Origin of the sequence: Streptomyces sp. NPDC089424, from assembly GCF_044749345.1 — a bacterium.
Lineage (GTDB): Bacteria > Actinomycetota > Actinomycetes > Streptomycetales > Streptomycetaceae > Streptomyces.
The window spans coordinates 210,665-224,688 of the sequence record NZ_JBIVHU010000010.1 but is presented as its reverse complement, the minus strand read 5'-3'; the positions used below and the strand labels follow the sequence as shown (position 1 = coordinate 224,688).

Genomic DNA, 14,024 nt, shown 5'->3' with positions numbered 1-14,024 from the left:
GCATATGCCAGTGGAATGCCCCGCCGCCCCGACCTCGGGTGACGGTACTGGCGCGTAGTGTGACGGACCGGAAAAAATCACAGCACCGCGCTCAGAAACTCCCGCGTCCGCTCGTGCTCGGCGTCGCCGAAGATCTTCTCCGGCGGCCCGGACTCGATCACCCGTCCCGCATCGAACATCAGGACCTGGTCGGAGATGTCCCGGGCGAAGTTCATCTCGTGGGTCACGCAGAGCATGGTGATGTCGGTGCTGCGCGCGATGTCCCGCAGCACGTCCAGCACCCCCGCGACCAGCTCCGGGTCGAGCGCGGAGGTCACCTCGTCGAGGAGCAGCACCTGCGGGCGCATCGCCAGCGCCCGCGCGATCGCCACCCGCTGCTGCTGTCCGCCGGACAGCTGGGACGGCTTCGCGTCGCACTTGTCGGCGAGGCCCACCAGCTCCAGCAGCTCCCGGGCGCGCGCCTCCGCCTCGTCCTTCGACAGGCCGAGCACGGTGACCGGTGCCTCGGTGACGTTGCGCAGCACGGACATGTTCGGGAACAGGTTGAACTGCTGGAAGACCATGCCGATCTTCTTGCGGACCTCACGGATCTGCTTCTCGGGCGCGGGGAAGAGCTTGTCCCCGTCGACGGTGATCGTGCCCTCGTCGGGCTTGATCAGGGTCATCAGCATCCGCAGGATCGTGGTCTTGCCCGATCCGGAGGGCCCGATCAGGGTGACGTGCCGGCCGGCCTCGACGGAGAAGTCGAGGTGGTCGAGGACCAGGTTGTCGCCGAACCGCTTGCTCACCTGCTCCAGTCGGATCAGCTCGGCGCTCCGGCCGGTGGCGGGGTTCTTCTCCGGGTTGGGGAGGGTCTCAGTGGGCAAGGCGTCGCTCCAGGGCTCGCAGAACAAGGGAGGCCAGGTAGGAAATGACGATGAAGGCCACGCCGATCACCGTCAGGGGCTCGGTGAAGCGGAAGGTCTCCTGGGAGAACAGCCGGGCCTCGCCGAGCATCTCCAGCACCGTGATCGCCATCAGCATCGGTGTGTCCTTCAGCATGGAGATCACGTAGTTGCCGAGGGCGGGCACCACCCGGCGGACGGCCTGCGGCAGGATCACCGCCGTCCAGGTCCGCCGCAGCGGCAGGTTCAGCGCCGTCGCGGCCTCCCACTGGCCGACGGGCACCGCCTCGATACCGGCCCGGTAGACCTGCATCGTGTACGTCGAGTAGTGCAGGCCGATACCGATCACACCGGTGGTGAGGGCCGAGGCCGTCACGCCCCACTCGGGCAGCACGTAGAACAGGAAGAACAGCTGCACCAGCAGCGGGGTGTTGCGGACGAACTCGGTGACCACACCGACCGGCCAGGTCACCCAGCGGCTCGGCACCCGCATCAACAGGGCCCACACCAGACCCAGGACGAAGGAGATCAGCGAGCCGATCACCAGGATCTGCAGGGTGACCAGCAGACCGTCCCAGAAGTGCGGCATGAAGTCCGTGACCGCGCTCCACTCCCAGTTCATCGGACCCCCTCCACCACGGCCGGCTCAGGCGTCCGGACCTTGCGCTGCGGCGCCTTGCCGACCCCGGCCTTCAGCTTCTTCTCCAGCCCGCGCATCACCCGGGTGAGCAGGAAGGCGATCACGAAGTAGACGATCAGGATGTACGTGTAGATCTCCGCGCTCTCCTGGAGGGCGAGGCGCACCAGGTTGCCGCTGAAGGCCAGATCGCCCATGCCCATGATCGACACCAGCGCGGTGCCCTTGAGCAGCTCGATCAGCAGGTTGCAGAACGGCGGGATCATCTCCGGCACCGCCTGCGGCAGCAGGATCAGCCGCATCCGCTGCCACGGTGTGAAGCTGAGCGCGATCCCGCCCTCCCGCTGCGCCGGGTCGACGGCGTTCAGCGCGCCGCGCACGATCTCCGAGCCGTACGCGCCGTAGGTCAGGCCCAGCGCCAGGGTGCCCGCCCACAGCGGGACCAGCTGCCAGCCGAAGGCCGGGGGCAGCACGAAGAACACCCAGAAGATCATCACCAGCGCCGAGGTGCCGCGGAACACCTCGGTGTAGAGGCCCGCCAGGAAGCGGACCACCCACAGCCGGTGGGTGCGCGCCATGCCGACCGCGAAGGACACGGCGGTGGCCAGCAGCGTGCTGAGGACGAGCAGCTGGATCGTGACCCAGATGCCCTGAAGTACGAGTTCCCACAGTCCCGAGGTCATCCGCCGCACAGCTCCTTCGCGGTCAGATCCGTCATCTCTTCCTCGGTGAACCCGAACGGCCTCAGGATGCGCAGCAGTTCGCCGCTCTCCTTGAGCTTTCGCAGCTCCCGGTTGAAGGCGTCCCGCAGCCCCGTCTCGGTGGGCCGGAAGGCGAACCCGCCGCCGTCGACGTGCGGCTTCCCGCCGACGATCGGCTTGAACGGCTCGGTCGCCTCGGCCTTCGCGGACTTCTTCACCACCTCGCGGGTGGTCAGCGCCGTACCGGCGAACACGTCCACGCGCCCGGCCTCGACGGCGTTCAGCCCGGCCACCTGGTCGGGCACGATGAGGATGTCGCTCTCCTCGTAGCCCGCCTCCACGGCGTAATCGATCTCGGCGTAGCCGGTGCCGGTGGCGAACCTGGCCTTCTTCTCGACGACGTCCCGGTAGTCGCGCAGTCCGAGCGGGTTGCCCTTGCGCACGATGAAGGAGTCGAGCATCTGGTAGTCGGGGTCGGAGAAGATGACCTGTTCGCAGCGCTCGGGGTTGATGTACATCCCCGCGGCCACGACGTCGAACTGCTGGGAGTTCAGGCCGGGGATGAGCGAGCCGAACTCGGTCGGCACGGGCTGCACCCGGTCCACTCCGAGCCGTTTGAAGATCACCCTTGCCAGCTCGGGCGCCTCGCCGGTCAGTTCGCCGTTCGTGTCGATGTACCCGAAGGGGATCTCGCCCGCGATGCCCAGGCGCACGACACCGGCGGCCTTCAGCCGGTCGAGCAGGTCACCGCCCGCCGTGCCGGAGGCGGTGGCCACCCGGGTGCAGCCGGCGGCGCCCAGCGCGCCGAGCGCCGCGACCCCCGCGAGCAGCGACCGGCGGGCGGGCCCGAGGGCGCGTCCCGGAGCGGGTTCGGATATGTGGTCGGTGTTTCTCGTCGGGCTTCTGCGTGGTGGAGCCATGGGCGCGCGGCTACCCGACCGCACGCGGGTTATGCCGATCTTTTCAAGCCCCGCACGCTGCGGGGCCGGGTGCGCGGGCCCCCTTGACCGCGCCGCCGCCGGGCACTCCCATGGAACCCATGGCTGATCGCTACATCGAGGTCTCGCTGGACAAACGCGCCGTCACCTGCACGGCCAGGCTGCTCGACGACCGTGCGCCGATCACCTGCGCGGCCGTCTGGGACGCCCTTCCGTTGTCCGGTGACGTCTACCACGCCAAATACGCCCGCAACGAGATCTACGGACTCTTCCCGCCCTTCGCGGCATCCGAGCCACCACTGGAAAATCCGACCGTAACCCCCATTCCGGGCGATCTGTGTTATTTCGCCTTCGCCGGTACGGAGTTGGGCACCCAGGCCTACGGCTACGACCGCGAGGTCCGCGCCGGTACCACCGTCGTGGACCTCGCGCTCTTCTACGAACGCAACAACCTGCTGCTCAACGGAGACGTCGGCTGGGTCCCCGGCATCGTCTGGGGGCAGATCGTGGACGGCCTGCCCGCGATGGCCGAGGCCTGCAACGACCTGTGGCGGACCGGCGCCGCCGGGGAGACGCTCAGCTTCCGGCGGGCCTGACCCCGGCGGCGGCACCGGCCTCGTACAGCGCGTGCGCGGCCCGCAGGACCAGGTCGTCCCGGTGCCGGGCGGCCACCAGCTGCATCCCGATCGGCAGGCCGTCCCCGTCCGTCCCGACGGGCACGGTCGCCGCGGGCTGCTGGGTCATGTTGAAGGGGTAGGTGAACGGGGTCCAGCCCGTCCACCGCCGGTGCCCCGACCCCTTCGGCACCTCGACGCCCGCCTCGAAGGCCGTGATCGGCAGGGTCGGGGTGACCAGCAGGTCGTAGGTGTCGTGGAAGCGGCCCATCCGGCGGCCCAGATCCATCCGGACGTCCACCGCGGCCAGATAGTCCAGCGCCGTGTACCGGGCTCCCCGCGCGCAGATCTCCCGCAGCCCCGCGTCCAGCAGCGCGCGCTGCTCCGGCCCGAGCCGCCGGGTCACCCGGGCGGCCCCACTGAACCACAGGGTGTGGAAGGCCTCCACCGGGTCGGTCAGGTCGGGATCGGTCTCCTCGACGTACGCGCCGAGCTCCGCCAGCCGCTGCACCCCCCGCCGTACCGCCGCCGCGACCGCCGGCCGTACCGCCACCTGCCCGCCCAGCGACGGCGAGTACGCCACCCGGAGCCCGCGCACGCCGGCCGCCAGAGCGTCGGTGAAGGCCGTGGCCGCCGGCGGCAGCCCCGACCAGTCGCGGGAGTCCGGGCCGCCGATCACGTCCAGCAGCAGTGCCGCGTCCGCCGCGTCCCGGGTCATCGGACCCACGTGCGCCAGCGTCCCGAACGCGCTCGCCGGGTACAGCGGCACGCGCCCGTACGTCGGCTTCAGCGCGAAGATCCCGCAGAACGCCGCCGGGATGCGCACGCTGCCGCCGCCGTCGGTGCCGAGCGCCAGCGGTCCCGCGCCGAGCGCCACGGCCGCCGCCGCGCCCCCGCTGGAGCCGCCCGCGGTGCGCGTCAGGTCGTACGGGTTGCGCGTCACCCCCGAGGCCGGCGAGTCCGTGACGCCCTTCCAGCCGAACTCGGGCGTCGTCGTCTTGCCGAGGAACACCGCGCCGTGCTCGCGCAGCCGGGCCACGGAGGGGGCGTCCTCGTCCCAGCGGCCCTCGGGATCGACCGTCCGCGAGCCGCGCAGGGTCGGGGCGCCGCGCAGCAGCAGGATGTCCTTCACCGTGACCGGCACCCCGTCGAGCAGCCCGTCCGGCTCACCGCGCCGCCATCGCTCCTGCGACTCCCGGGCGCGCAGCAGCGCGTCGTCGGCGGTCAGCCGGACGAAGGCGTTCACCTCCGGCTGGATCGCCTCGGCCCGCTCCAGCGCCGCGCGGACCGCCTCCACCGGGCTGAACTCGCCCTTGCGGTAACCGTCGAGGAGCCGTACGGCGGTCAGCTCGGTGAGCTCGGTCATCCACCCTCCCAGGAACGTCAGTGTCCGGGTACATACCCACGCTGTTTGTCCACCACGTTCGCGAGCGGCCGCCCCGCCTCCCATGTCTCGTACAACTCCACGAACTGCGTGCCCAGTTCGTCCCGCCAGCCGACGGTGTCGCCGCTCATGTGCGGGGACACGATCAGGTTCGGGACCTGCCACAACGGGCTGTCGGGAGGCAGTGGTTCGGCGTCGAAGACGTCCAGGGCGGCGCCCGCGATCCAGCGCTTGGCCAGCGCCTCGGCGAGCGCCTCCGTCACCACCAGCGGCCCGCGTCCCACGTTGACGAAGCGGGCGGAGGGCTGCATCATCCCGAACCGGCGGGTGTCGAACATGCCGTGCGTCTCCTCCGTGAGCGGCGCCGCCGCGATCACCCAGTCGGCGCGTGCCATCAGCCGGTCCAGGTCGCCGGGGCCGTGGACGCCGGTGCGCGGGGTGCGGCCGACCAGGGCGGTGGTGACGCCGAGCGCCTTGAGGGTGCGCACGATCGCCCGTCCGATCGGCCCGGAGCCCACCACGACCGCCCGGCCCCCGCCGACCTTCTGCGACTCGCGGTGGCGCCAGGTCCGCTCCCGCTGGAACTCCAGGGTGCGCGGCAGGTCCTTGGCCATCGCCAGCACCAGGGCGGCGACGTACTCGGCGATCGGCTCATCGAAGATGCCGCGCGCGTTCGTCACCACGGTGTCGCAGGCGGCGAGTTCCGGACACATCAGGTGGTCCACACCGGCGCTCGCGGTGTGCACCCAGCGGGGCCGTGGCCCGTCGCCCGGCCATGCCGCGCGCACGGCGTGCGAGGTGAAGTCCCACACGAGCAGCACATCGGCGTGCGGCAGCCGCTCGGCGAGCCCCGCCGCGTCCGTGTGCTCGATCCGGGCGCGGCCGGTGAGGCGGCCCAGCCGGGGGAGGGGTTCGGCGTCCAGGACGAGCAGGGTGGGAAGGGGCATGAGCAGCCGTTTCTCCAGCCGTTCGCGGGGGCGGCCGGCCGTGGGGGCGACGGCCGGTGACGACATGTCAACGGGGTTCAACCGGGTGTTGACCTGGGAGTGATCCGGGCGGATTGACCACGCTCGCACCCGAACCTACCGTCGTCAACACGGGCGTTCCCCACGATCCGTCGCCCACTCGTCTCCGAGCGTGAGGCCGGTGCCTGCCATGGACGTCGCATTTCTCGGCGGACCGGCTCCGCAACGCGGAATCGGTGTCGTCGCCCCCTTCGACTTCGCGCTGGACCGCGAGCTGTGGCGCTGGGTGCCGGACGAGGTGTCCCTGCACGTCACCCGCACCCCGTACGTGCCGGTGGAGGTGAGTCTGGACCTGGCCCGCCTGGTCAGCGAGCACGAGACGCTGAGCGAGGCGGTGCGCACCCTGAACGCGGTCGAACCCGAGGTGATCGGCTACGCCTGCACCTCGGGCAGCTTCGTCGGCGGCATCGTGGGCGAGCGCGCGATGTGCGAGGCGATGAGCCGGGCGGGCAACGTGCCGGCCATCACCACCTCCGGCGCGCTCCTGGAGGCCCTGGTCGAGCTGGACGTGCGCCGGGTGGCGCTGGTGACCCCGTACACGGTCTCGGTGACGCGGGCCCTGGAGGGCTATGTCGCCGAGGCCGGGGTCGCCGTCACGGGCTGCGCGTTCATGGGGCTGACCCGGCACATCTGGAAGGTGCCCTACCGCGAGGTGGTGGACATGGCGCGGCGGGCGGTGCGCGGCGCCGCCGACGCCCTGTTCATCAGCTGCACCAACCTGCCGACCTATGACGTGATCCCGCAACTGGAGGCCGAGCTGCGCATACCGGTGATCTCGGCCAACCAAGTGACGATGTGGGCGGCGCTGCGACGACTGGGTACCCGTGCGGTGGGGCCGTATCAGGCGCTGATCGATCCGGCGGCGCGCACCGGTCCCGTACTGCCGGGGGACACCCCCGGCGCCGTAGTGCCGGAAGAAGAGCAGCAGGAAGGCTGGACATGACAGCACTGGGATTCCTCTACCCGGGACACTCCGCCGAGGACGACTATCCGCGCATCGAACAGCTCCTGGGCAGCGACATCCGGGTGGACCTGGTGCACACCGACATCGGGGAGGACGCCCACCGCGTGGACGCCCTGCTCGAGATGGGCGCCCCGGCCCGCCTCGCCGCCGGTGTCCAGGAACTGCGGCACGCCGGTGCCGACGCCGTGGTGTGGGCGTGCACCAGCGGCAGCTTCGTGCACGGCTGGGAGGGCGCCCACGAGCAGGTGCGCACCCTGGCGCAGGCCGCGGGCATGCCGGCGTCCTCGACGTCCTTCGCCTTCGTGCACGCCGTCCGGGAGGTCGGCGCGGGCCGGGTGGCGGTCGGGGCGACCTACCCCGAGGACGTGGCCCGGCTCTTCGTGGACTTCCTGGGGGCGGCCGGCATCGAGGTGACCGGGGTGCGCAGCTCCGGGATCATCACGGCGGCCGAGGTCGGCACCTGGGGCGAGGCCGAGGTCTTCGCGCTGGCCCGCGCGGCCGACGCGCCCGACGCGCAGGCGGTGCTGCTCCCGGACACGGCGCTGCACACGGCGGCCCACATCCCGGCCCTGGAGAAGGAGCTAGGCAAGCCGGTCCTGACCGCCAACCAGGTCACCGTCTGGGAGGCGCTGCGGCTGGCGGACCGCCGGGTGAACGCCCCGCAGCTGGGGGCGCTGTTCACCAGGGAGCCGATCGTGCAGGTCTGAGTCGTGCGGGTGAGGGTGTCGACGGACTCGACGGCCTCGACGGACGCCCCGCGGACGCCCGGAAGGGAATAAGCGGGGACCGTCTCCTGTTCGCGTCCTGAGGAGACCGCACGGCCGAGGACGCAGGAGGCACCCCTTGCCTGACGAGCAGCACGACCAGCACGACCAGCAGGAACAGCCCGACGAGCGCGGTGAGCGCGACCGGAACGGGATCCGCGCCACCGCGCACGGCACCGCCCCCGTCCCGCTGTCCGTACTGGACCTGGTCACCGTCGGCGCGGGCCGCACCGCCACCGACGCCCTGCGCACGAGCGTCGCCCTGTCCCGGCTCGCGGAGACCCGCGGATACCACCGCTACTGGGTCGCCGAGCACCACTCCATGCCGGGCGTCGCCTCCTCGTCCCCGGCCGTGATCCTCGCCCACCTCGCCGCCCACACCGAGCGCATCCGGCTCGGCTCGGGCGGCGTGATGCTGCCCAACCACGCCCCGCTGGTGATCGCCGAGCAGTTCGGCACCCTGGAGGCGATGGCCCCCGGCCGGATCGACCTGGGCCTCGGCCGGGCCCCCGGCACGGACGGCGCCACCGCGGCGGCCCTGCGCCGCACGGACCGGCTGAACGAGGGCGCCGACGACTTCCCGGAGCAGCTCGCCGAGCTGACCCGGTTCCTGGACGACGACTTCCCCGACGGTCACCCCTACCGCCGCATCCACGCCGTCCCCGGCCCCGTCCAGGCCACCTCGCCCGGCGGCGTGCAGTCCCCGCACCGCCCGCCGGTCTGGCTGCTCGGCTCCTCCGGCTTCAGCGCCCGGCTGGCCGGCCTGCTCGGCCTGCCCTTCGCCTTCGCCCACCACTTCTCGGCGCAGAACACCATCCCCGCGCTCGACCTCTACCGGGAGTCCTTCAGGCCCTCCGCGCTCCTCGACGAGCCCTACGCCCTCATCGGCGTCTCCGCGCTCGCCACCGACGACGAGAAGGAGGCCCGGCGCCAGGTCCGCGCCGCCGCGCTCAGCATGATCCGGCTGCGCACCGGACGGCCGGGCCTCGTGCCCACGCCGGAGGAGGCCGAGGCGCACGAATTCAGCCCGATGGAGGAGGAGTTCGTCACCTCCTGGAACGCCAACGTCGTCCACGGCACCCCGGACGAGGTCCGTGCGGGCCTCGACGGTCTCCAGAAGCGCACCGGCGCCGACGAGTTGATGCTCACGGCCAACGCGCACAGCGGTGAGATCCGGCTCCGTTCCTACGAACTCGTCGCGGACGCCTACGGGTTGCCGACCGCCTGACCCGAAGGGCACGCCAGCAGCTCGGAGATGCGGTCCGGCGGCACCGGGCGGGAGTACAGCCACCCCTGCCCGGTGTCGCAGCCGATCCGGCGCAGCCGGCCGGCCTGCGAGGAGGTCTCGACGCACTCCGCGGTGACGGTCAGCCCCAGCCGGTGCGCCAGCTGGATCATGGCCTCGACGATGACCTCGTCGGCCGGGCTGGCGTGGGTGCTCGCGTCCTCGTACTGGAAGCCCCGGACGAAGGACCCGTCCAGCTTCAGCACCGACACGGGAAGTCTGCTGAGGTAGGCGAGGTTGGAGTAGCCGGTGCCGAAGTCGTCGATCGCGATGCGCACGCCCATGTCGCTGAGCGCCTGGAGGGCCTGCAACGGGCGGCCCGCGGAGCCCATCACCGCGGACTCGGTGAGCTCCAGCTGGAGCAGCTGTGGGGCGAGGCCCGTCTCGGCGAGGATCTCGGCGACGTCCGCGACCAGGTCGGAGTCCCAGACCTGACGCACGGCGACGTTGACGGAGACGAACAGCGGGGGCTCGTCGGGGCGTTCGAGCTGCCAGCGGCGGGCCTGGCGGCAGGCGTTGGCCAGCACCCAGCGGCCCAGCGGGACGATCGCGCCGTCCTCCTCCGCCAGTGCGATGAACCGATTCGGCGTCAGCATGCCGAACTGCGGATGATTCCAACGGACCAACGCCTCGACCCCGCTGAGCCGGCCGTCCGCCATCCCGACCAGCGGCTGGTACTCCAGCACGAACTCGCCGCGGTCGATGGCCGGGCGCAGCGTGGAGGCGAGCGCCTGGCGGGTCATCCGGTGCGCGTTGCGTTCCGGGTCGAACAGGGTCCAGCGGGACTTGCCGTCCGCCTTCGCCCAGTACAGCGTGGTGTCGGCGGCCTGCATCAGACCGGTCGCGGTGGTGCCGGCCGCCTGCCGTTCGACGACGCCGATCGACGCCGACAGCGACAGCCGCTGACCGGCGAGATCGAAGGGCTCCTGCAAGGCCGTGAGCACCGACTCGGCCAGATCGGCCAGTTGCTCGGTGCCCGTGGAGTCCTCGACCAGCAGCGCGAACTCGTCACCGCCGAGCCTGGCCACCAGCGGGGCGCTCGCCCTGCCGTAGCCCGCCTCGTCCGCGCAGCGGCCCAGCCGCTCGGCGACGGCCGCGAGCAGCCGGTCGCCGACCCGGTGGCCGAGGGTGTCGTTGACCGCCTTGAAACCGTCCAGGTCCAGGTAGCACAGGCCGATCCGGCCGGTGCCGCCGCGCGCGTACGACTCCACGTCGAGGGCGGCCGAGAGGCGCTCGAAGAACAGGGTGCGGTTGGGTAGCCGCGTCACCGGGTCGTGCATCTGCAAGTGCCGCAGTCTGCCCTGGAGTTCACGGTGCGCGCTGATGTCGGCCGCGCTCAGCAGCACGCCCGGCGCGCCGTCGGGCAGCGGGGCGACGGTGACCTGCACCCAGACGCTGTGCCCGTCGGGGTGCTTCAGCCGCCGGCTGCACCGCAGCCGGGCCTCCCGCCCACGCAGCACCTCGCGGTACGCGTGCCAGGTGCGGGCGTCGGAGGCGAGGTCGACGAGGTCGGCGGCGACCCGTCCGGTGAGGTCGCCTGGACCGGTGCCGAGCAGGTCGGCGAGTGCCGCGTTCGCGCTGACCACCAGGCCTTCGCGGTCGACGACGGCCATCGCCAGTGGTGCGGCGGCGAAGGCGGATCGGTAGGAGTCGGAGGCGTCGGCCCCGGTACTTCGCGACGCCTGGTGGTTACTGTCTGTGACGGCCGGCCCGATGAGGTCTGCCGCGGGCGTCGGCCCTTCGGACGTTCCGCTCACCGCTCGCTCCCGCAGTGCACTCGATCTGCTCGATCTCTGCTCGATCTCTGTCCGGGCAGGAAAGGGTCAGGAAAGTGTGCCGATCATAGAGGGCAGCTCCCGCCGCTCGCAGCCCACTGTCCAGTGTCGCGGAACACGCGCGGAACGGCCCGCCCTCCTGACAGATCGTTTCTGCCCGCCTGAGGACCGGTTCTCCCGTCCCTCGACCGATTGTGACGGACCGTGAGCGGTTCGGGGGTGTCGGCCGGTTTGGTGACCCCGTTCGGCCTCGGTCGCTCTCACTCGTCCGGTGCAGGCAAACAGGGCATACAACAATAAATTCACACAGTCTGGATGCGGTGTCCCGCGAACCGCATCCGGAGGTCCATGTGCCGCGCCAGCTGCCCTTGGGGGTACGCACCCGTGAGGCCCTCGAGGGGCTCGGCCGCGTCGCCGCCCGCCCCCGACTGCGCAGCACCGCGGCCGTGTTCACCACCCTGTCGGCGGTGGCGGCGACCTCTCTGATCGCCTGCCCGTCGGTCGCCGAGCCCTTCGCGGCCGCGCCCTGCGCCCTCGCCCGCACCCAGGCCCACCACTCCGAGGGCCTGGACACCTGGAACGCCGCCTATCCACGGCCGGCCGGCACGCTGGACGCGGTGATGGTCTTCCTGTCCTTCCCGGACGCCCGCCCGCTGACCACCCCCGCCGAACTGGCCGCCGACCACTTCCCGGCCACCAGCCACTACTTCGAACGGGCCTCGTACGGCAAGTTCCGGCTGCGCTCCCACCCGCTGCCGTACTGGATCCGGATGCCGCGCCCCTCCACCGCGTACGCCATACAGCGCGACTGGGGCGCCGCCCACCGGGCGGCCTATCTGCGGGACGCGCTCGCCGTCGCCGACGGCCAGGTCGACTTCTCGCGCTACGACGTCGTCTACTTCGTCGCCGACCCGCACGCGCCGGGCGTCGACTCGGACGCCACGAAGGTCGTCAACCTGGACACCCCGCTGCGCGCCGACGGCACCGACATCCGGCGGGTCGTCACCGTGTTCGAGAACCACCCGCCGGACCGGCTCGTCCTCGCCCACGAGACCGGCCACGTCTTCGACCTGCCGGACCTCTACCACCGCCCGGACGACGGAAAGGGCGACTGGGACACCCATGTGGGTGACTGGGACCTGATGGGCAGCCAGTTCGGACTCGCCCCGGATCTGTTCGGCTGGCACAAGTGGAAGCTGGGCTGGCTGGAGCCCCGGCAGGTGGTCTGCGTGCGGGGCGGCACCCCCGTACGGCTCACGCTGGAGTCGCTCGGCGCCGCACCCGGACTGCCCTCCACCACCCAGGCCGGTGCCCCCGCCTTCGGGCTGGGGCGCGGGACCAAGCTCGCCGTCGTGCGGACGGGGTCCGACAGCGCCCTCGCCATCGAGGCCCGCGGCTCGGTCGGCAACGACCAGGACAGCTGCCGCCAGGGCGTCCTCGTCTACCGCGTGCACGCCGGCGCCGAGTCCGGCGGCGGCCCGGTCCAGGTGATCGACGCCCATCCGCACACCGAGGCGTGCTGGGAGGGCTCGGTGTACCCGCCCCTCGCGGACGCGCCGGTCGCCCTCGGGGAGAGCTTCACCGTGCCGGGCACGACGGTGCGGCTGGACGTGGAGGGACGCACGGCGTCCGGGGGATGGACGGTGAAGATCGCGAGCGGGTAGCGGCCGCGCGAACGGGCAGCCGCCGCGGCGGGGCAGGAAAAAAGCCCCCCGCGTCCGCGAGGGGCCTTCTCGTTGTCGTGCGCCGCCAGGGACTCGAACCCCGGACCCGCTGATTAAGAGTCAGCTGCTCTAACCAACTGAGCTAGCGGCGCCTGCTGACGTCGTAGACCTTAGCATCCAGGTCGGGGGGAGGAAAAATCGATATCCGCACCGTCGAGCGGGCCGCTCGGACCGCCGCCCAGAGCAGGATCTCGGGGCCCGGGAGCCAGGGGTGACGGGTGTCGGGGGCGACGAGCCAGCGGGATCCGGACGCCGTGTCCGCGTCCGTTCCGGAGGGGGCGGGGACGGTCACCGCGTCGCCGGTGCCGTGGCACAGCAGGGGAGGGACGGCGGCCGTACGTCCGTCGGCGGCCGGGCCCGTGGACCCCCACTCCTCCCACTCCATCAGCGACGGCAGCCGCTGTGCCGTGCCCGGCGCGGCGAACAGCAGCATCCGGCCCCGGAACACCGCCACCGGCCCCGAGCCGGGGCCGTCGTCCCACAAGCGGTCCAGCATCGCGCGTCCGAAGATCGCGGGCGCGCTCACGACGTCGAAGGCGGAGCCGCACGGCAGCACCACGGGTGCCTCGGGGCGCTCCTCCCAGAGGGCGAGGGTGCTACGCGGATACGCTCCTGCCGAGGCGAGCCAGGCGGCGCCGTCCGAGGTCACTGTGCTGCTGCTCATGGCATCTACAGGTACCGGGAGTGAACGTCGCGTTTCCCTGGGTTGCCGGAAATCGGGACAGGAGCGGACGACAAGGGGTACCTTGCCCGGTCGGCATATGCCGAAAGGGTGGTCGCGGGCGGCGCGGGCGGCGTCCGGTCGCTCATGACCTGCGGCTCACGCCCTCAGACGGGATCCGGACCCCGCGCCTCCACGCCCCGCAGCAGGTCCCGGCCGAACTCCACCATCTTCTTGGCGTAGTCCTCGGTCCACTCGGCCCGCTCGGCGATGTCCGCCGCCGTGAGCCGGTCGAACCGGCGCGGGTCGGCGAGCTGGGCCGCGGCCATGGCCTGGTACTCCACCGCGCGGTCGGCGGCGGCACGGAACGCCTGCGTCAGCTCCGTGGCCCGGGCCAGCAGCGTCCGGGGGTCGTCGATGGACTCCAGGTCGAAGAAGTGCTCCGGATCGGAGGCCGCCTCCGCGGGCTCGAAGAGCAGGGGCGCGGGGCGTAGCCGCGGTTCGTTCCGACGCGGCGTGGGCTCCGCCATGTCCTCATCTCCTCCTCGTACGTTTCCGACGGCACCACCCGTCCAGGGTGGACCACCCTCAATTCTCTCGCGCCCGCGCAAGGGGGCCCTTGCCCCAGAACATCAGACGTACGGCGGACGCGTCCGGCGAGGGCGAGG

Annotated in this window: 14 protein-coding genes and 1 tRNA gene; 5 read left to right on the top strand and 10 right to left on the bottom strand. The window is 71.8% G+C overall.

Features of this window, described 5'->3' with window-relative positions:
- Positions 1-77: 77 nt before the first annotated feature.
- The 4 genes from ehuA to ehuB are packed head-to-tail and all read right to left on the bottom strand — an operon-like array spanning position 78 to position 3,142.
- On the bottom strand, positions 78-866 hold the full coding sequence (ehuA, locus tag ACIP2X_RS33855) for an ectoine/hydroxyectoine ABC transporter ATP-binding protein EhuA (protein ID WP_401680788.1): 789 nt from the start codon (positions 864-866) through the stop codon (positions 78-80).
- Positions 856-1,506 carry an ectoine/hydroxyectoine ABC transporter permease subunit EhuD gene (ehuD, locus tag ACIP2X_RS33850; RefSeq protein ID WP_401680785.1) on the bottom strand — a complete coding sequence of 217 codons (651 nt, stop codon included), beginning with the start codon at positions 1,504-1,506 and terminating at the stop codon, positions 856-858. The genes ehuA and ehuD overlap by 11 nt, the downstream gene beginning before the upstream one ends.
- Positions 1,503-2,204 carry an ectoine/hydroxyectoine ABC transporter permease subunit EhuC gene (gene ehuC / locus ACIP2X_RS33845; RefSeq protein ID WP_401680782.1) on the bottom strand — a complete coding sequence of 234 codons (702 nt, stop codon included), beginning with the start codon at positions 2,202-2,204 and terminating at the stop codon, positions 1,503-1,505. The genes ehuD and ehuC overlap by 4 nt, the downstream gene beginning before the upstream one ends.
- On the bottom strand, positions 2,201-3,142 hold the full coding sequence (gene ehuB / locus ACIP2X_RS33840; protein WP_401680779.1) for an ectoine/hydroxyectoine ABC transporter substrate-binding protein EhuB: 942 nt from the start codon (positions 3,140-3,142) through the stop codon (positions 2,201-2,203). The genes ehuC and ehuB overlap by 4 nt, the downstream gene beginning before the upstream one ends.
- Positions 3,143-3,261: 119 nt before the next feature.
- Here ehuB and ACIP2X_RS33835 point away from each other — a divergent pair, with 119 nt between their 5' ends.
- Positions 3,262-3,756, top strand: coding sequence for a DUF3830 family protein (locus ACIP2X_RS33835; RefSeq protein ID WP_401680776.1), 495 nt, complete (start codon positions 3,262-3,264; stop codon positions 3,754-3,756).
- Here the strand turns inward: ACIP2X_RS33835 and ACIP2X_RS33830 are convergent.
- Complete coding sequence (locus ACIP2X_RS33830; RefSeq protein WP_401680773.1) at positions 3,737-5,140, bottom strand: amidase; 1,404 nt, start codon at positions 5,138-5,140, stop codon at positions 3,737-3,739. The two genes, ACIP2X_RS33835 and ACIP2X_RS33830, sit on opposite strands and share 20 nt — an antisense overlap.
- Positions 5,141-5,157: 17 nt before the next feature.
- Complete coding sequence (locus tag ACIP2X_RS33825; RefSeq protein WP_401681248.1) at positions 5,158-6,105, bottom strand: D-2-hydroxyacid dehydrogenase; 948 nt, start codon at positions 6,103-6,105, stop codon at positions 5,158-5,160.
- Positions 6,106-6,313: 208 nt separating this feature from the next.
- Here ACIP2X_RS33825 and ACIP2X_RS33820 point away from each other — a divergent pair, with 208 nt between their 5' ends.
- The 3 genes from ACIP2X_RS33820 to ACIP2X_RS33810 all read left to right on the top strand — a co-directional run bounded on the left by ACIP2X_RS33820 (position 6,314) and on the right by ACIP2X_RS33810 (position 9,139).
- On the top strand, positions 6,314-7,126 hold the full coding sequence (locus ACIP2X_RS33820) for an aspartate/glutamate racemase family protein (RefSeq protein WP_401680771.1): 813 nt from the start codon (positions 6,314-6,316) through the stop codon (positions 7,124-7,126).
- Positions 7,123-7,854, top strand: a complete 732-nt coding sequence (locus ACIP2X_RS33815; RefSeq protein ID WP_401680768.1) for an aspartate/glutamate racemase family protein — start codon at positions 7,123-7,125, stop codon at positions 7,852-7,854. Before ACIP2X_RS33820 ends, ACIP2X_RS33815 begins: the two co-directional genes overlap by 4 nt.
- Before the next feature lie 211 nt (positions 7,855-8,065).
- Positions 8,066-9,139: an LLM class flavin-dependent oxidoreductase gene (locus ACIP2X_RS33810; protein WP_401681245.1), complete on the top strand. Its 1,074-nt coding sequence runs from the start codon at positions 8,066-8,068 to the stop codon at positions 9,137-9,139.
- On the opposite strand, the gene ACIP2X_RS33805 is transcribed toward ACIP2X_RS33810, so the two are convergent.
- The gene (locus ACIP2X_RS33805) at positions 9,118-10,953 is read right to left on the bottom strand and encodes a putative bifunctional diguanylate cyclase/phosphodiesterase (RefSeq protein ID WP_401680766.1); all 1,836 of its coding nucleotides are present in this window, start codon (positions 10,951-10,953) and stop codon (positions 9,118-9,120) included. The two genes, ACIP2X_RS33810 and ACIP2X_RS33805, sit on opposite strands and share 22 nt — an antisense overlap.
- 338 nt (positions 10,954-11,291) lie before the next feature.
- Between ACIP2X_RS33805 and ACIP2X_RS33800 the strand changes: the two genes are divergently transcribed.
- Positions 11,292-12,635, top strand: a complete 1,344-nt coding sequence (locus ACIP2X_RS33800; RefSeq protein ID WP_401680763.1) for a M6 family metalloprotease domain-containing protein — start codon at positions 11,292-11,294, stop codon at positions 12,633-12,635.
- Positions 12,636-12,713: 78 nt separating this feature from the next.
- On the opposite strand, the gene ACIP2X_RS33795 is transcribed toward ACIP2X_RS33800, so the two are convergent.
- The 3 genes from ACIP2X_RS33795 to ACIP2X_RS33785 all read right to left on the bottom strand — a co-directional run bounded on the left by ACIP2X_RS33795 (position 12,714) and on the right by ACIP2X_RS33785 (position 13,886).
- Positions 12,714-12,787, bottom strand: a tRNA-Lys gene (locus ACIP2X_RS33795).
- On the bottom strand, positions 12,778-13,359 hold the full coding sequence (locus ACIP2X_RS33790) for a bifunctional DNA primase/polymerase (RefSeq protein ID WP_401680760.1): 582 nt from the start codon (positions 13,357-13,359) through the stop codon (positions 12,778-12,780). Before ACIP2X_RS33790 ends, ACIP2X_RS33795 begins: the two co-directional genes overlap by 10 nt.
- Before the next feature lie 164 nt (positions 13,360-13,523).
- Complete coding sequence (locus tag ACIP2X_RS33785) at positions 13,524-13,886, bottom strand: hypothetical protein (RefSeq protein WP_401680758.1); 363 nt, start codon at positions 13,884-13,886, stop codon at positions 13,524-13,526.
- Positions 13,887-14,024: the final 138 nt, after the last annotated feature.